General features: G+C 42.6%; 16 protein-coding genes. All 16 read right to left on the reverse strand.

What is annotated here, in order from left to right; translation table 11 throughout:
- Positions 1–53: 53 nt before the first annotated feature.
- The 16 genes from JOE45_RS09945 to JOE45_RS10020 all read right to left on the reverse strand — a co-directional run bounded on the left by JOE45_RS09945 (position 54) and on the right by JOE45_RS10020 (position 17,583).
- Positions 54–1,559 carry a tripartite tricarboxylate transporter permease gene (locus tag JOE45_RS09945; RefSeq protein WP_210020348.1) on the reverse strand — a complete coding sequence of 502 codons (1,506 nt, stop codon included), beginning with the start codon at positions 1,557–1,559 and terminating at the stop codon, positions 54–56.
- A gap of 11 nt (positions 1,560–1,570) precedes the next feature.
- On the reverse strand, positions 1,571–2,026 hold the full coding sequence (locus JOE45_RS09950) for a tripartite tricarboxylate transporter TctB family protein (RefSeq protein WP_210020347.1): 456 nt from the start codon (positions 2,024–2,026) through the stop codon (positions 1,571–1,573).
- Between the two features lie 86 nt (positions 2,027–2,112).
- Complete coding sequence (locus JOE45_RS09955) at positions 2,113–3,123, reverse strand: tripartite tricarboxylate transporter substrate binding protein (RefSeq protein ID WP_210020346.1); 1,011 nt, start codon at positions 3,121–3,123, stop codon at positions 2,113–2,115.
- 78 nt (positions 3,124–3,201) lie between these two features.
- Positions 3,202–4,191 (reverse strand): amidohydrolase family protein, encoded by a 990-nt coding sequence (locus JOE45_RS09960; protein WP_210020345.1) that lies wholly within the window; start codon positions 4,189–4,191, stop codon positions 3,202–3,204.
- A complete protein-coding gene (locus JOE45_RS09965; RefSeq protein WP_210020344.1) occupies positions 4,181–6,544 on the reverse strand; it encodes a xanthine dehydrogenase family protein molybdopterin-binding subunit in 2,364 nt (787 codons plus the stop codon). Before JOE45_RS09965 ends, JOE45_RS09960 begins: the two co-directional genes overlap by 11 nt.
- A gap of 29 nt (positions 6,545–6,573) precedes the next feature.
- A complete protein-coding gene (locus tag JOE45_RS09970) occupies positions 6,574–7,116 on the reverse strand; it encodes a (2Fe-2S)-binding protein (protein ID WP_348632518.1) in 543 nt (180 codons plus the stop codon).
- 34 nt (positions 7,117–7,150) lie between these two features.
- Positions 7,151–9,493 (reverse strand): xanthine dehydrogenase family protein molybdopterin-binding subunit, encoded by a 2,343-nt coding sequence (locus JOE45_RS09975; RefSeq protein WP_210020343.1) that lies wholly within the window; start codon positions 9,491–9,493, stop codon positions 7,151–7,153.
- Between the two features lie 60 nt (positions 9,494–9,553).
- Positions 9,554–10,816 (reverse strand): ABC transporter substrate-binding protein, encoded by a 1,263-nt coding sequence (locus tag JOE45_RS09980; protein WP_210020342.1) that lies wholly within the window; start codon positions 10,814–10,816, stop codon positions 9,554–9,556.
- A gap of 14 nt (positions 10,817–10,830) precedes the next feature.
- On the reverse strand, positions 10,831–11,538 hold the full coding sequence (locus JOE45_RS09985) for an ABC transporter ATP-binding protein (RefSeq protein ID WP_210020341.1): 708 nt from the start codon (positions 11,536–11,538) through the stop codon (positions 10,831–10,833).
- Positions 11,528–12,325, reverse strand: a complete 798-nt coding sequence (locus JOE45_RS09990) for an ABC transporter ATP-binding protein (RefSeq protein ID WP_210023339.1) — start codon at positions 12,323–12,325, stop codon at positions 11,528–11,530. Before JOE45_RS09990 ends, JOE45_RS09985 begins: the two co-directional genes overlap by 11 nt.
- Positions 12,267–13,256 (reverse strand): branched-chain amino acid ABC transporter permease, encoded by a 990-nt coding sequence (locus JOE45_RS09995; protein WP_210020340.1) that lies wholly within the window; start codon positions 13,254–13,256, stop codon positions 12,267–12,269. The genes JOE45_RS09990 and JOE45_RS09995 overlap by 59 nt, the downstream gene beginning before the upstream one ends.
- Positions 13,256–14,110 carry a branched-chain amino acid ABC transporter permease gene (locus JOE45_RS10000; protein ID WP_210020339.1) on the reverse strand — a complete coding sequence of 285 codons (855 nt, stop codon included), beginning with the start codon at positions 14,108–14,110 and terminating at the stop codon, positions 13,256–13,258. Before JOE45_RS10000 ends, JOE45_RS09995 begins: the two co-directional genes overlap by 1 nt.
- A gap of 85 nt (positions 14,111–14,195) precedes the next feature.
- Positions 14,196–14,729 (reverse strand): (2Fe-2S)-binding protein, encoded by a 534-nt coding sequence (locus JOE45_RS10005; RefSeq protein WP_210020338.1) that lies wholly within the window; start codon positions 14,727–14,729, stop codon positions 14,196–14,198.
- 29 nt (positions 14,730–14,758) lie between these two features.
- Positions 14,759–15,631, reverse strand: a complete 873-nt coding sequence (locus tag JOE45_RS23985; RefSeq protein WP_210020337.1) for an FAD binding domain-containing protein — start codon at positions 15,629–15,631, stop codon at positions 14,759–14,761.
- A 37-nt stretch (positions 15,632–15,668) separates the two neighbouring features.
- On the reverse strand, positions 15,669–16,118 hold the full coding sequence (locus JOE45_RS10015) for an SRPBCC family protein (RefSeq protein WP_210020336.1): 450 nt from the start codon (positions 16,116–16,118) through the stop codon (positions 15,669–15,671).
- 196 nt (positions 16,119–16,314) lie between these two features.
- Positions 16,315–17,583, reverse strand: coding sequence for a M20/M25/M40 family metallo-hydrolase (locus tag JOE45_RS10020; RefSeq protein WP_210020335.1), 1,269 nt, complete (start codon positions 17,581–17,583; stop codon positions 16,315–16,317).
- Between the last annotated feature and the right edge of the window lie 27 nt (positions 17,584–17,610).

Below are 17,610 nucleotides of genomic sequence, written 5' to 3' on the forward strand. Positions count from 1 at the left end.
TAAATCTTCAAACGGATAAATCGAATAATGGCCCATCAAATTCCGCAAGCATTTTATACTTCAATGTCGCTTACGAATTTAGATCTTTTCTTTTTAATTTCGCTGTAGATACTTAAAAGCAATATGATAAAACACAACATCATCAAAAAGAAAGATATCGGTCGATCAAAAAAGATCATAATGTCCGATTGAGAAATGGCTAAAGACTGTAACAGCGAGGTTTCGATCTGGGTACCTAAAACAAAAGTCAACACGGTCGCCGCTATGGGAATGTCCTTTTTCTTCATGATGTATCCTAGAATACCAAAGAAAATCATCACTCCTACATCCCATAAACTATTATTAATACTATAGGCCCCTATGATAGCAATCATTAGAATCAGCGGGAACAGTAATTGATATGGAACTAAGGTTATTTTTGCCCAGAATCTGGCAAGCGGCAAGTTAAAAATCAGTAGTATCAAGTTCCCAATAAACATGCTGGAAATTACAGCCCATACAAAATCGGGATTATTCTGAAACAATGCAGGTCCCGGCGTTAAACCATGCATGATAAACGCCCCTAAAATTACTGCGACTGTTGGCGAACTTGGGATTCCGAGTGTAAAAAGCGGGATAAGAGAAGCTCCGCTGTGAGCGTTATTCGCTGTTTCAGGACCAGCTACTCCCTCTATGGCCCCTTTACCGAAACGGGATGGATCCTTCGCCCATTTTTTTTCAATCGAATAGGATATCAAAGAGGAAATAGCTGCATTGGCTCCAGGAATCAAACCGATCAATAAGCCTAAAAAGGTCCCTCTTCCAATCGACTTGAACGTTGGATTCCATTCTTCACCTTTGGGTAAAAGACCCTGGATTTTGACGGGGGGCTGCAGGTCCATTTTTTTTTCGGCATTCAACAAAATCTCTGAAATACCAAACAGGCCCAAAGCCAGAACGGAAAAGTCTATCCCGTCTAATAATTCAAGCTGCCCAAAGGTAAATCGTGGCGCTCCAGATGAAGGATCCATTCCAATTAAAGATAATATCAAACCAAATAAGGCGGCAATCAATCCCCTCACCAAGGATTTACCCATTAATCCAACTAACATGAGCAACCCGAGCAGCATAATAGTAAAGTATTCGGGAGGACCAAACCTTAACGCGAATTGAGCTAAAGGAGGACCAATAAATGATAGACTGAGAACCGCCACGATGCCGCCAATAAAGGAACCGATGGCCGCTACTCCCAGTGCAGTACCCGCACGTCCTTGCTTCGCTAACTCATATCCATCAATACAGGTAATTACCGATGCGGCTTCTCCCGGCGTATTAATTAAAACAGAAGTAATTGTTCCTCCGTACATGGAACCATAGTAGATTCCGGAAAGCATAATAATGGCGGATATCGGTTCCATTCCAAATGTGATCGGAATAAGAAGAGCTGTACCCGACACAGGACCTAACCCCGGTAATACTCCAACAATCATTCCCACAGTTACCCCGATCAAACAGTAAAATATATTGGACAGGGTAAGAGCAGTTTCAAAACCTTGTAAAAGCAAGGATAGAGTATCCATGTAGCCTCCTTCTACCAACCGAATTCATTAACTGGTAATGTGACACTCAACAATGTACGGAAAAGCCAAAACAAGAAAATGGATGTCCCTACAGAAATAATTAAATTCAAGTACCATTTATACGCGCGATAGAGTAATAAAAATAAGAAGATCGCACTAGATAAAACAAACCCTAAATAGGAAATTATGATGACAAAAAGAATCAGGCAGCCTATAATATATAATACTTTTTTTAGATCTTCTCCTTTTGGCATGGATTCTTCTTCCGAATTTTCTTTATTTCTAAATTCAACCATGTAGAATAGAGAAAGGATTATTAAGATTCCACTTAGCCAAACAGGAAAAAAACCTGCCCCCGGTCCTACTGAACCCAGATAGGGAAGATCAAATGACTTCCAGAAAATAAAGACAGAAAAAAGAAAAATAGGTAGACCAGAATACAATCCTGCCTTCCATTTTTTCTCCAAGACGCCATCATCCCTTCTAAAATATATGTTGTTATAGCAAACGGAGCATAGAATCAAAAAGTGTTTCTATGCTCCCCTACTAAAAGTTACTTCACCATACCAATTTTCTTTAATGTATCCCCAATTTGGTTGAAGCTGTCCGTGATATCTTTTTGAAATTCATCAGGTCCCGCGTAAGAAGGTTCTATATCTAATTTCTTCAACTGTTCAATGATTTCAGGATCTTCCAATGTCTTTTTAAATGCTGCATCGTAAATATCCAATATGTCTTTGGGCAGCCCTTTTGGAGCTATCAGTCCATTGTATATATCTAATGCCACATCAATTCCCTTTTCTTGTAACGTAGGAACATCTTTAAAAACTCCGCTTTTCACAGTCCCAAAGTTCACCAAAGCGCGAACCTGTCCGGCTTCCAAAGGAGCCTTGGAGGTTTGGGGAAGAAGATTTCCTCCTAGTACATGGCCTCCTAATACCGCATTTAAGGATTGTCCAGCACCTTCAAATGCTACCGGTGAGGTTTTAATCCCTTCTGCGGTGCTTAATGCCTCCATACTTATATGAACTGAACTCCCGGGTCCAACCGTTGCGTAAGTAAATTTACCCGGGTTTTTCTTGGCATAATCCAGCCATTCCTCAAACGTATTCCAAGGGGAATCCGATTTTACAATTAAAAACGACGGTATAACATTTGTTCTGACTAGAGTTTGGAAGCTATCGTGACTATATATCGATTGCTCCAAATGAGGTTGAATACCAAGGTGTGTTACGCTGATCAAACCGATTTTATATCCATCCGGTTTCGCACGAAATATATCGGTTACTGCTATGGTGCCAGAACCTCCTGCCTTATTCACAACAACAACAGATTGTCCATTTGGAAGATGTTTTGATACTCCGTTAGCCAATATTCGGGCAATCAAATCTGTAGAACTACCTGCGTTATAAGGAATAATCATTTCGATAGGTTTTTGGGGAAAGTTACTCTTCGATTCACTATTGGCGTTAGCTTCAGCAGATTGACCCGCCGGACTATTTTGAGAACAACCTGATATGATAATGGATATAATTAACAGGGTTAACATAACTATTCTTTTCATTAAGAACACCTCTTTAATCGCTGCTGAATTGGGAGGGCAAGAGCTTACAAGTAAATGATTCTACGTTGGCTCTATATATTACATATGAAATAAGTTTTTCGCGTTAATAGACTCAATTTTCCGAATATCCTGTTCACTAAGACCCGCTGTTCTAATCTTCCCGCAAGGATCGGGGTCCCCCATGCTGAAAGGCTGATCCGTTCCGAGCAGCAGATGGTCCGCCCCTGCAATTTCCGCAAGGTAGCTTAAAGCTGGAGAAAAATGTGTGATGGTATCAAAATAAAGAAGCTGAAAATATTCTAAAGGTCCTTTCTTAGCTATACTTCTTGACTCCTCATGAGCCTCATAAGTATGCTGAAGACGACCAATTTGATAAGGCAAATATCCACCCGCATGGAGGAGAATTACTTTTAGATCCGGAAACCTGTCAAACACGCCACCAAGAATTAAGTATCCACCAGCAATCGTAGTATCATATGGATAGCCGATCGCGGCACGCATATAAAATCTACGGACACGCTCCTCGCCGGCTACGTGTAAAGGATGAACAAGCACGGGAACATGAAGACGGACGGCCTCCTCCCAAAAAGGATCAAATGATGGATCATCTAATTCCTTTCCTGCAATATTTGAGGCTATCATAACAGAACGAAATCCAAGATTGGAAACAGCATATTCAAGTTCCCTTGCAGCCAGTTCTCCATCTTGCAAAGGAACCGTGGCCATACCAGAAAATAGTCCATTTTTTTCCTTTAAGTCCTCAGCCAATGCCTCATTGAGAAGCCGGCTCCATTTCGCTCCCTGCTCCGAAGGCAATTCATAACCAAATAGATCAGGCCAGGTCGATAATACTTCATGACCCACTCCTTGACGAAGCATTCGTTGCTCACGATCTTCCAAGTCTATAATGGATGGAAAGAACGGACGAATGATCTCACCGTAAGCAAACTCAATAAATTCTTTACCCTCTTTATTCACTTGCAGTTTTGCACCATAAGGAGCGGGATGTTCCCGAATAACCTTTAGCGCTCTAGGGGTCACATAGTGTGCATGAATATCAGTTACCATCTGTTTTCTCTTCTCCCTTCGTTTTCTTTAATAGTTTCCATAATTTAAACGGAGACACAGGTGTTTCTGTGGTATAGATACCAAATGAAGACAATGCATCGTCAATGGCCGAATTGATGACCGCGGGCACAGGCACTACTCCACCTTCGCCACAGCCCTTTACCCCTTCAGGATTATTTGGATCAGGTGATTCCATATGCCCCAGTTGGATATCAGGTACTTCCATAGAGGTGGGAATCATATAATCCATATACGTAGCAGTCAGCACCTGTCCATTATTATCGTGAATCATTTCTTCATAGATCGCATTGCCCAATCCCTGGGCTACTCCTCCAATTACCTGTCCTTTTACAATCATAGGATTCAGTACTTTTCCGCAGTCGTCTACGACAATATATCGATGAACCTTGATCGCAGCTGTTGAAGGATCTACCTCTACAATCGCTGCATGAGTTCCATTCGCAAACGTAAGGGCTGACGGATAATAATAGAAGCTTTCTTCTAATCCCGGTTGAAAATCATCCGGCAAATGCGATCCTTCAGGGAGATGACGTTGTGTTGATCTTGAAGGATCGACTGAGATCATGGCAATTTTTTGTAAAGAAACATTTCTATCCGGGTCATTCTTCACTTGGATCATTCCTTCTACAATGTCCAAATCCATTGGATCGGCTTGCAGAACCAATCCTCCTAATTTTAAAGCTTTGTCCCGTACCTTAAGAGCCGCACCACTTACTGCGTTTCCTCCTGCTACCGCTACTCGGCTTGCCCAGGTTCCTACTCCATACTCTATGGCGCCTGTGTCACCCCCCACCACCTTTACATCATCAAAAGATACGCCAAGTCGTTCCGCACACACTTGAGCGAGTGTGGTCTCATGGCCTTGCCCTTGAGAACCGGCTCCGGTAGAAACGGTGACTTTTCCGGTTACGGGATCTACCTTCACTTTAGCCCCCTCAAACGGACCAAGACCTGCCATCTCAATATAATTGGCTAATCCAATTCCCAGATAACGTCCTTCTTTCCGATAATCCTCCTTAAGTTTTTGAAACTCGTTATAATCAATCATGTCTAATGCTTGTTGAAAAGCCTGCGGATAATCTCCGCTATGGTAGATCATCTTGCGGCCATCTCTTGAAAAAAGTCCGGTATCATAAGGCATTTCTTTCGTATGGATCAAGTTGCGCAGTCTTATCTCCGCTTTATCGAGACCAAGCTGTTCGGCTGCAAGATCCAACAACCGCTCTATCACAAAAACTCCTTGTGGTCGACCTGCTCCCCGATATGGCGCAACAGGTGTCTTATTGGTGTAGACACAGGTCATTTGCGCGTAGAAATTAGGAACTTTGTAAGGGCCAGGAATGGTGATGGCTGTAGTATAAGGAACTACAATGCCAAACGGGGTATATGCCCCGTTGTCCGCAAGGAAATGATCACGTACGGCGAGAATCTTCCCATCCTTCGTCAGAGCCATTTCAGCTTCGTGCCACTGATCGCGCTCCTGATAAGAAGCCATTAAATCTTCCATTCGATCACCGACCCATTTTACAGGTCTCCCCAACTGGAGCGCTAGCCACGGCACTAGAATTTCCTCCGGGTACAGGCGATTTTTCGCTCCAAAACCACCGCCGACATCGGGTGCGATCAATCTGACTTGTTGCTCCTCCAATCCTAGAAATCCTACGATTAGCCGACGAATCGTATGAACCGATTGAGTGCTGTCCCAAATGGTCAAATTCCCCAAGGTATCGGGAATAGCCAACACTCCTCTCGATTCCATGGGTTGCACACTACACCGCCCTATGCGAAATTTGGAACGGATAACTACGTCAGCATTGGCGAACGCGGATTGTGCATCACCTGTTTTCTCTATAATCATTGCTGCAGTATTGGAGCCAACTTCCATATGAAGAAGAGGAGCATCAGCTTTTAACGCGTCTTCCGGATTTCCAACTACCGGCAGCGCATCGTATTCAATATCAATGAGTTCGAGCGCATCCTCCGCAATATACCGACTGGTTGCCACAACGACTGCAACCGGTTCTCCGACATAATTAACTTTATCCTTAGCAAGAGGATAAGGCGTTTCGGATCGCAATGCGGGATGTGGAACCAGCATTGGTAATTTTTTACCCATTGCACCCAACTGTTCAAATGAGACAGCTGCTATCACTTCAGGAAATTGTTTTGCTTTTGTCAAATCTATTTTCACAATTCGGGCATGGGCATGGGGACTGCGCAGTACAGCCATATGAAGTGCATTCTTGGATTCTATATCCGCTAAATATCGACCGTTGCCGGTAATAAGTCGTAAATCTTCTTTGCGAGGCAATGCTTTACCTAAATAACGCATATTACGTTCCTCCTACTAAAGAATATTAATCAAATTCCTGCCGGGTGCTCGGCCTGTACAGTACATTGATCTGTCTCACTTATTTTATCTTTACTGAGCATCTCTGCTGCCATTTCTACGGCATCGACGATATTTTGATACCCGGTACATCGACATAGATTCCCTGAAATCCCTTCCCTGATTTCTTCACGGCTCGGATGAGGGTTCTCCTCAAGAAAATGGCAGGCCGATATAAGAAACCCTGGAGTGCAGAATCCACACTGCAGACCGTGTTTTTCTCTGAAGGCCTCCTGCAGCGGATGAAGGGTACCATCCGCATTCGACAATCCTTCTACGGTTAGGATTTTGGCTTGATTGGCTTGGACGCCAAAAACCAGACATGACCGCACAGGCCTCTCGTCCATCATCACCGTACACGCCCCGCAAATTCCGTGCTCACAGCCCACATGTGTTCCCGTTAAGCCAAGCTCATCCCGAAGAACATCAGACAATAGCATTCTGGGTTCAACCGATAAGCTATGCTCCTTACCATTGACGGTAACTGTTATATTGTTCAAGTTATTCTGCGTCACCGTTACACCTCCATAATATTGCACAATGTTATGATCAAATCTTTCCCTCCGCAAAAGCTGCCGCCTCTTGTTTTCTAAATTGCTCTTTGAGATATGATGGTTTCACAGGAATATTCTCTACTCGAATACCATGATCACGCAGTGCATCTTGGACTGCAGACTGGATTACTGCAAGTACTGGAATACTGCCGCTTTCACCGGTACCTTTTATACCTAATGGATTTAGCGGGGATGGGGTCTCAATATGGTGCAGATTGCATTCCGGCATCTCATTAGCCGTAGGCACAATATAATCCATTAAAGTGCTCGTTAATAACTGACCATCGCTATCATATACGACCTCTTCATATAACGCATTTCCTATACCGTTCGAAATGCCTCCAAGGGTCTGCCCCGTCACAATCATAGGATTCAATATCGTTCCGCAATCATGTACCCCTGCATAATTTAAAACTTTGATCTTAAAGGTTTCCGGATCTACTTCTACAACGGCCATATCTGCCATGGAGGTAATGGCCGCTCCCTGAGGTGCAAAATAATCAGTCACCTCTAAGCCAGGTGCAACCGGGAGATCAAAAGTCGTTCCAGGAAAAATTCCTCTTGCCTCGTGGGCCAATTGCCCTAAGGAAATCCTAGTCTTGCTATCTCCTTTTAATTGAACAAATCCTTCACTTAGTTCAAGGCTGTCAACAGGGGAACTTAATTTGTGAGCTGCGATTTTTAACGCTCTTTCCTTCACACCTTGAGCTGCTTTGTAAATAGCGGTACCTACAATAGTAGCAATCCTGCTAGCGAATGTTCCTGTACCATAAGGAAATGTTCCTGTGTCCCCTTCTCTTAAGGTTATTCTTTCAATAGGAACACTCAAAACTTCAGCAGCAACCTGCGCTAACGATGTTTCGTGACCTTGACCCTGATTGGAAGCACCGGTAAAGATCGTCACTTCACCAGTATATTCTACGCGAACTGTTGCTCCCTCATAGGAACCGAAAGCTGTACTTTCAATTGAGAAAGCGGTACCAATCCCTATATTGCGGCCTTGCTTGCGGTATTCTTCTTTAAGTTGAATCCACCGGTCATACTCGCCTTCTTTCTTTACTACATCGAAAAGCTTTTGATAATTTCCGCTATCGTATATCTGGGGTCTCCCATCTCGAGAAATTAGGCCGCTGTTATAAGGAAACTCATGATGCTGAATCAAATTTTTTCGTTTAATTTCCATTGGGTCCATACCTAGTTGAAATGCTGCTTCATCTAACAGTCGATTTAAGATCAATGCGGCTTGCGGCCTTCCGGCTCCTCGAAATGGTGCTAGTGGAACGGTATTCGTATATAGCACTCGAACATCACATAAGTAATTTGGGACTTTATAAGGACCGGGGATTAATGTTGAAGTGATTATAGGAACTATAATACCCCATGGTACATAGGCGCCAGTATTGGCCAAGATACTATCGGTTAAGGCTATAATTTTGCCATCTTCTGTTACACCTAGTGAAGCTTCATGGATTTGTTCACGTTCGTGGACAGAACTCATCATATGCTCCATGCGATCTTCAAGCCACCTTACAGGGGCCTCCACTTTCATCGACGCCCAGGCAACCAATAAGTCTTCTACATAAAAAGGAGCCTTAGCGCCGAACGCCCCTCCAACGTCCGGTGCAATAACCCGAACCTGATGTTCGGATAGATTCAGGGATTCTGCCAGGATCCTGCGCATTTCATGTTGACTCTGAGTAGTAGCATATACTTCTAATGTTGGCTCACTTTTATGATTATTCCATATAGCCAGCATTCCTCTCGTTTCAATAGGTAAACAACTTACTCTTCCAATTTTAAATCGCTGCTTCACAACTACTGCTGCATTTTTCATAGCCGCTTCTGCATCGCCGATACTCTGCTGAAATTGAGCAGCCTGATTAGACTGCAGATGTTCATGTGCCAACGGCGAATCTGGACGAACCGCATCCTCCAGATGGGCAACGGCAGGCAGTTTTTGATAATCCACTTTAATTAAGTCCAAGGCATCTTCTGCAATATAACGAGAGCTCGCAATCACCATGGCAATCGGTTCGCCAACATGATGAATAGTAGAGTTGAGTGGCTGTTGAGTAATAGGAATTAGACTCGGATATGGGAAGAGAAAAGGGAGGGAGGGAAGTTCCCCTCCATCATCAGGACCGAACACGGCTATAACACCCGGTAAACGACGAGCTTGTTCTAAATCAATACTTTGAATTCGAGCATGGGCGTGTGGGCTTCTCAAAAAAGCTGCACTTAATGTACCCTCGATTTTAATATCACCTATATAACGTCCATTTCCCCGGAGCAGCCTCGGATCAATCTTTCGTTTGATTGACTTCCCTATATATTTCATTCCTTCACCTCTCAATAGTAGTGTTCATTTTTCTCTTGGTTTCTAAGATCATCTTACAATCTAATCGAGTTTAAATTCACTAGCCGGGAAGAACTCTACTTGCTGCAATCCCCCGTTTTTCACTTCTAATAGAGCAAAGGAAGAAGCAACATTGCCAAATTCATTGAAATCTACTGGCCCAGATGCGCCTTCGTAATTAATGTCATTACCGTTCTTTAACTCTTTCATTGCGTCTGCAAAGCTATTAGCCACTACACCTGGAGGATTAGCTACCTTAGCAATATTGTCATTGACGGCTTTACCACTTGCTTCACCCCCGGCTTCAATGGCCAGCGCAATCAACATGATCATGTCATAAGCGTTAGTATCATACATTCCTGCCCCTGGAGGAAATCCAAACTTAGTCTCAAAGTCGGTTCTAAATCTAGTATACGATTCAAGTTTAATATCCTCTGCCGGCACAACCCCCATCATGCCTTCTGAAACATCTTTGCCGATGGCATTGATAAGGTCAGGGGATAGAAGCTCTGTACTTACCACCCATTGCCAACCGTAATTTTGCTGATACTCTTGTTTGAAAATAACTGTTCCGGCAGTAATTCCACCAAAGAAATAAACTAATTTAGGCTTTGAAGCCGCTATTTTTTTCAGCTCACCTTGGTATGTGTTTTGTCCTGGATTGAAGGTCACAGTGGAAACGATTTTACCGCCTTTTTCTTCGAAAGTTTTCTCGAAGGATTCGGCATTTGCCTGAGCGCCTTCTACATTTTCCACCATAATAGCTATTTCGTTATATCCTTTATCTAAAAGTATTTCTGCACTTACCAATCCATTCAAAGTGTCCGAGGGGGCGGTCCGAAACGCATAATCCCCACCTTTGTTATCAAACTCTGGGGTGCCTGCATTGTGCCCAAAAACTGGAACTTGTCTGTTTTTCGCATCCTTGAGCAGTGCCATTATTCCGTCTGATTCTGTTCCAACAACAGAAACAACCGAATTGATATTCACCAATTTTTGAAAACCCTGAATCGAGCCTTCCACACTACTGTGGTTATCCTCATTAATTAATTTGATCATTCGCCCATTGAGTACCCCACCAGACTTATTGATCTCCTCCACTGCTAATTGAGCTGCTTTAAAGTTCTCCTCAGTCCATGGTGCATAATCCCCAGTAAAACCGCCCAAATAACCGATTGAAATATCGCCTGCCTTACTCTCGGAAGTAGTGGTGGAATTGTTATTCCCAGAAGGAGGAGCCGAGCATGCCGCAGAAAGAACTATCACCATTAAAATAATAATGACCCTAGTAAGTTTATTTTTCATTTACTTATCCCCCTTTAATGGTGTGTTCCTAAGAATAAGCCTTCTAAATCTTCATTTTCCATAATTTCTTTCCCTTTATACTCAGCCCTAATCTGACCGGAATCCATTAAATAAACTCTATCGACATGCCGTAAAACCTGAAGCGGATTCTCTTCGACCACCCAAATAATGGTTGTTCCGCTCTTCCTGATCTGAACAATTAAGTCTACCAATCCAGCAATAATTTGTGGTGCTAACCCTGTTGTAGGTTCATCGAGTAACAGCAGTTTGGGCTTTACAATGAGTGCGCTAGCGAGTGCTAACATTTGCCTTTGCCCTCCGCTTAGTGTCCCAGCATATTGTCCCATACGATTTTTAAGGTCTGGAAATAGATCCAATGTCTCTTGAATAGCACTTTTTGGTTTTTTTAATGTATAGGCTCCCATTAGGAGATTCTCTTCAACTGTTAACTCAGCAAACACATTTTTTCTTTGTGGAACATACCCCAAACCAAGCTTGGAGAGTTTACTAGGATCCATGCTGCTAACTGCTTCTCCTTGAAAAGTAATTTCACCCTTTATCGTAGGTAAAAGCCCCGTTATGGTATCCATTAGCGTTGATTTCCCTGCGCCATTAGGTCCAATGATACCAATCATTTCCCCTGTCTCAACATGAAGATCCACTCCATGTAAAACATGAATTTTGCCGTATCCGGAAGTTAACCCCTTCACATTAAGAAGCATCGTGTTCAGCCTCCCCTAAATAGACAGACTTAACTAAAGGATTATTAGCTACTTCCTGCGGGGTACCGCTAGCAATAATTTCACCATGTGCTAAAACATACATACGATCGCAAATTTCCATAATAAAACCTAAGTTATGATCAATAATTAAAAATGTCATCCCTTGTTGACGAAGAATTTGAATATGCTCTACCAATTTCTCCAGCATTGCAGGGTTGATTCCTGAAGCAGGCTCATCTAACATTAATAATTTTGGATCTAACATTAATTGCCGGCTAATTTCTAGTAATCTTAGCTCTCCGGCACTGAGATTGGCTGCCAGTTCATTTCGTTTGTCATAAAGGTTAATTTTCTTTAATAAATCTATAGCTTTTTCATAATTTTCTCTCTCTCTGTCTATGACCTCACGATGCTGAAAAATGGAATGAGATATTCTCTCTCCTTTGTGAGAAGGAACAACCAATAAATTATCTAAACAACTCAAATTTGGAAAACCTATCGGTGTCTGGAATGTCTTGACGATTCCTGATCGAGCAATTTCTTGAGTGGATAACCCCGAAAGAGAACGGTTCATGAATATTACTTCCCCTTGATTATAAGGGGTTGTATAACTAATCATATTAAATAAAGTGGTTTTTCCCGCTCCATTGGGTCCGATTAAACCAATAATTTCGCCTTCTTTAATCTCTAACGAAACATCTTTAACCGCTTGAACACCGCCGAAGCTTTTACTTAAACGACTGACTTTTAGAATGAAAATCAACTCCCTTATTAGAAAAATTTCCATTAAAAAGTTTCATTCTAGTCTCTACCGATGGTATCTTCTCTGATAAAATGCCTTGCGGACGAAACCGTAAAACAAAAACCAGCATGAATCCGATAACTACCCATCTAAGGGATGCCAAAACCACGGCCATATCTGGTGAAACCTGAAAAAAGCGTGTGAATTCCTGTACAAAGATAAGAACGATAGCTCCTATGACAGCCCCTTTATTGTTTCCGATTCCACCGATTACTAAAGCAGTCCAAACCGTAAAAGTGATAGTGGATGTAAACATGCTCGGTAATATAATCGAACTGTACCAAACATAGATTGCACCAACGATCCCTACAAACATATTCGTTAGAATAAATATTTTCAATTTTGTTCTATAAATGTCTTTTCCAATCGATAAGGTGGCTGATTCGTTCTCACGAATAGCTCGCATTAATCTCCCCAAGGGTGAATATGTCAAACGTTGTGCCAACCAAAAGTAGATAGCAAGTATCACTAAAACCAATACAGTAAAAAAGAAGATATAGTTTATTCCGCTAAAATAACTCTCGAATGGCTTTGGAAGACCATAAAAACCTATATTACCATTGGTTAACCATTTTTCATTTGTAATGACTTGGCGGATTACTTCTGCAAAAGCAAACGTTGTGATCAGCAAATATTCTTTTTTTAAACGTAAGGAAGGTAGACCGACAATTAATCCTGCTACCCCTGAAGCAATAGCTGCTGCCAACAGACCAACCCATATGGGCATGCCTAATCCTAATGTCCCAGGCTGATCTAGTGTAACTAGTGTGTATGTATATGCGCCAACTGCTAAAAAACCAGCGACTCCCAAGTTCCATAATCCCAAAAAACCGGAATCAATATTGAGCGTCAAGCTCAGCATGGCATAAATTCCTGCCAAGGCAAGCAATCCCGCAATAAATAATAGCCACTCCATCAAGTACTTCCCCCTTTTGAAAGACCTTGTGGCCGAATGAAAAGTACTAATATGATAATAAGAAAAGCAACCGTTGGGCGATAAGAAGCAGGAATGATTAACGTACTGAAATCCATACTCAATCCAATGATTAATGCCGCAAGCATAGCCCCATAGATTGCACCCGATCCTCCAAGTACAGCTGCAGACAATACAACTAATATCTCAATCCATCCTATATCCGTATGCAGCGAACCATTCATTGCTAATAAAACCCCTGCTAATCCCGCCAGACCCGAGGCAATCAGCCATATAAAAGTGTACAGTCTTGAAAAGTGAATTCCCCGTATTTGCGCTAATCGGATATTTTCTGCCATAGCACGTATTCCCCGACCGCTCTTCGATTTTGCAAGAAAGATGTGAAGGGATAAAGCACAAGTGATGGCGATAAAAATAATAGCAATTTCATGAGGAGTAAAGAAGGATTTTCCTCCAATGGTCAAAGCTTGAGTTGGAGCTAAATTATATGCTTTTACTTTAGTTCCGGCTAAAGCTTGAACAGTGCCATAAATTACATAAGCTAGACCAATGGATGTAAACAAAAGTACTAATTGACCCTGATGCCTTACAGGATAATAAAAAACCTTTGCAATAAGCAGCCCAATGAAAGCCGTGACTACAACAGAGCCTATAGCTGATACAGCAAAAGGTAAGCCTAATGTTACATTAAACAAATAGGCAATATAGGCACCTACCAAAATGAGTTGACCATGAGCAATATTTAAAAATTTTTCCGATTTCCAAATCATCGAAAATCCAACTGTACTTAACAATAAAATACACCCGGTTACGATTCCGAATTTTATAATGTCCACAATAACATCCCCCCCCTATTTATTATTTTACCCAACAAACTACCTTACCTTTCTATTTTCTATTATTCTGCAATTTCTTCATTTTTTATGGCTGCATGGCCTGTACAGTACATTGATCTGTCTCACTTTTTTTATCTTTACTGAGCATCTCTGCTGCCATTTCTACGGCATCGACGATATTTTGATACCCGGTACATCGACATAGATTCCCTGAAATCCCTTCCCTGATTTCTTCACGGCTCGGATGAGGATTCTCCTCAAGAAAATGGCAGGCCGTTATAAGAAACCCTGGAGTGCAGAATCCACACTGCAGACCGTGTTTTTCCCTGAAGGCCTCTTGCAGCGGATGAAGGGTATCATCCGCATTCGACAATCCTTCTACGGTTAGGATCTTGGCTTGATCGGCTTGGACGCCAAAAACCAGACATGACCGCACAGGCCTCTCGTCCATCATCACCGTACACGCCCCGCAAATTCCGTGCTCACAGCCCACATGTGTTCCCGTTAAGCCTAGCTCATCCCGAAGAACATCAGACAATAGCATTCTAGGCTCAACCGATAAGCTATGCTCCTTACCATTGACGGTAACTGTTATATTTTTTAAGTTATTCTGTGTCACTGTTACACCTCCATTAATATCATAACAGCCTATTGTTTAATCGCTCTTTCAGCCGCAAGTTCCAATACGCGCGCTGCATACGTGATACACAAATCTCTTCGATACTCACCACTTGCATGAATATCAGGTTCCGGATCAACCAATTCTCCAATTTTATTACAGCATTCAGCTATAAGATTACGATCAGGAATATAGCCAATCAGCCCCGCCGTCACTTCATCTAAGATAACAGGAACTCCGTCAACCCCTCCCAATCCCAGAACAGCTGATTTTACCCTCCCCTGCTCATCCAAGGTAACGGATGCTGCTGCCAGAACAATAGCAAAATCGCCTTTTCGCAAGGTGAACTCATCAATTGCAAATCCAGTATTGGCAGAGGGACGCGGAATTTGAACCGATACTAACATCTCATTCATTTCGATCGTGGTTGTTAAAAAGGTCATAAAGAACTCATCGGTTGTAACCGTTCGACTCCCCTCGGTTGAAGCAAGTGTAACGGTTGCTCCAAGTGTACTAAGAATAACTGGAAGTTCCGCCGTAGGATCGGCGTGTACCACACTGCCTCCTAACGTCCCGCGAGATCGGATCTGATCATGACCAATCAATTTCACTCCTTCTGTAATCAAAGGACAAATCTGCTCAATTTCTTTGGACTGTTGAAGCTGGTAATGCCGTGTTAATCCACCTATCTGAATATCTGAATCCGTAACACGAATATAATTCAGTTCCTTAATATGATTGATATCAATTAAAGTTTTAGGACGAGCTAAACGCATATTCATCATGGGGATTAGACTTTGTCCACCCGACATGATTTTGGCGTCGTAGCCATATTCATCCAATAACTGTAAAGCTTCCTCTAGCGTTGATGGACAATGATACTCAAATACCGCTGGTTTCACGTTATACCCTCTTTTCTATTGGAGATTAATCACAGTTCTAGTTCACTTCTTTAGCATTTGATTCCTTCGCAATTTTCTTGAAGAAATCCTTTACGATCATTTTAGCAATTCCCGACAGGATTCTCTGGCCTACACCTGCCACTAATCCTCCCACCTTAGCCTCTCCATCGTAGCGGATGGTTGTTTTAGGCTCGTTATATATCAATTCAACAACGGCATTGCCTTCCACAAAACCCATTTTACTGTCGGCCTTCATCAGAAGACGGTAACGGTTCGGTGCAGATTTCTCGAAAATTTGAATCTCCGCTACATATTCACCACGTACCGCTGCAATACCAAGAACAATCTCCGCCTTATAAGAATCCGGTTCTACTTCTATCAAAGCTTTACAACCAGGGGTTGCTTTACTTAGAACCTCTGGATCATTCAATGCTTTCCAAACGTCTTCCTGACTAGCTTCAACCACGATTTCACCTTGTACCTTCATTTCTAAAACCACCTTTATTATTCATTTTTTTGTAGGTCCAGCTTTTTGTTTTTGCTTGTACCTTGAGCTCTCATCAATTGTCTAAATATTCTTTTTCTTAAAAATAATAAAATATATTATGCACAATGTGAAATACGTTATTTTTATGATGGAATAAATTTTATATATATCAAAATTTTACATATAAAAATTCCCATTACCTTTCTTGATTACAAATGTTTAATATCGTAGCGGCGTAAACCTTGGCGGCATTGACGAAGTCTTGGATCAGAACAGCGTTGCCGCCGCCTCCACTCCCTCCTCCGGGCCCATAGAAAACGGCTGGGATGCCCACTTCATTAAACGGATTAATGTCCCGCCACATACTGGTCGTTGGGATGGGCGGCTTGCCCGGCAGTTCGCCAAATAGCGATTGGTGGGCTTCGCGTATGGCTTCAACCAACGGCTCCGTTCCTTGAGCCTCATGACCAGGTCGGTAAAGGATTAGCTCTACTTGCCCTTCAAGGTTTGATTGCTGCAGCAAGGTCTCCAATTCCCGGACGATATCCGTTGGTCTCGTTCCGGGCGGCATGCGGACATCAATGTAAATATGACATACCTCGGTTGTCTTTGTTACTTGATAAGGCAGACCTCCACGAATGCCACCGATGCTTATTTTAGGGATAACCGTACCTCCCGCGCATTCGTAACGATACTTATCCTCGTATATATTTGCCCATGATTCCAATGCTTGAATAAAACGAGCCCCTTGTACGATAGCATTGGGACTTTCCTCAATTCTTGTCCTACGAGGAACATAGGGTGTGTATAAGGATTTACCACCATAAACGGTCACTTTGCAGAAAGCCTTGCCCGCCTCCACCCATCCGATGGTGAAATTGCTTGCCTCAGCGACTAGAGCATAGTCGGCTACACCTCCGTGCGTAACCAGATAACGTGCTCCCATATCTTTTCCGCTGTAATCAAGTCCTTGAAACTCATCCACGGGCTCATAGCCTATCTCACCCGAGACCATCGATAGCAGCAAATCACCCTTTAATTGCACACCGGCCTTGCGCAAAGCTTTAACCGCAATAAGCCAGGTACCCAGCTGCCCCTTATCATTCATTACTCCATTGCCGTAAAGCCAATCCCCATCACGCCAAGCCGAGTGGTATATAGGATCATTGGGTTCACGATACCTCGGGTCATTATGCCAGATGGCTGTATCCATATGACTGTTAAAAATCAAGCTTTTTCCATCCCCGCTGCCCTTTATTTTGGCAAGAATATTGGGACGCTCCGGGATGAGAGACACTTCCTTGGCCGTGATCCCCTCCTTCACCAACCATTGTAAGACATAATCCGCAACCTCCCGTTCATGTGTCGTCGGACTATAAATTTTTCCCAGATCAAGGATTAGTTCGATTAGTTCATTCTCATCAATCTGATTCCATATGAGCTCGAGGGTTTGCTTATCCGTCATTCGTAACACCTCACCTTTTTAATTTGG

It is taken from the genome of Paenibacillus sp. PvR098 (assembly GCF_017833255.1).
GTDB lineage: Bacteria > Bacillota > Bacilli > Paenibacillales > NBRC-103111 > Paenibacillus_G.

Bases quoted from the DNA above. Each gene is read 5' to 3' on its own strand.
- JOE45_RS09995 (WP_210020340.1), bottom strand. From the start codon at position 13,256: ATGGAGTGGCTATTATTTATTGCGGGATTGCTTGCCTTGGCAGGAATT.
- JOE45_RS09955 (WP_210020346.1), bottom strand. From the start codon at position 3,123: ATGAAAAGAATAGTTATGTTAACCCTGTTAATTATATCCATTATCATA.
- JOE45_RS09975 (WP_210020343.1), bottom strand. From the start codon at position 9,493: ATGAAATATATAGGGAAGTCAATCAAACGAAAGATTGATCCGAGGCTG.
- JOE45_RS09980 (WP_210020342.1), bottom strand. From the start codon at position 10,816: ATGAAAAATAAACTTACTAGGGTCATTATTATTTTAATGGTGATAGTT.
- JOE45_RS09960 (WP_210020345.1), bottom strand. From the start codon at position 4,191: ATGGTAACTGATATTCATGCACACTATGTGACCCCTAGAGCGCTAAAG.
- JOE45_RS09985 (WP_210020341.1), bottom strand. From the start codon at position 11,538: ATGCTTCTTAATGTGAAGGGGTTAACTTCCGGATACGGCAAAATTCAT.
- JOE45_RS09990 (WP_210023339.1), bottom strand. From the start codon at position 12,325: ATGGAAATTTTTCTAATAAGGGAGTTGATTTTCATTCTAAAAGTCAGT.
- JOE45_RS10015 (WP_210020336.1), bottom strand. From the start codon at position 16,118: ATGAAGGTACAAGGTGAAATCGTGGTTGAAGCTAGTCAGGAAGACGTT.
- JOE45_RS09945 (WP_210020348.1), bottom strand. From the start codon at position 1,559: ATGGATACTCTATCCTTGCTTTTACAAGGTTTTGAAACTGCTCTTACC.
- JOE45_RS09965 (WP_210020344.1), bottom strand. From the start codon at position 6,544: ATGCGTTATTTAGGTAAAGCATTGCCTCGCAAAGAAGATTTACGACTT.
- JOE45_RS10020 (WP_210020335.1), bottom strand. From the start codon at position 17,583: ATGACGGATAAGCAAACCCTCGAGCTCATATGGAATCAGATTGATGAG.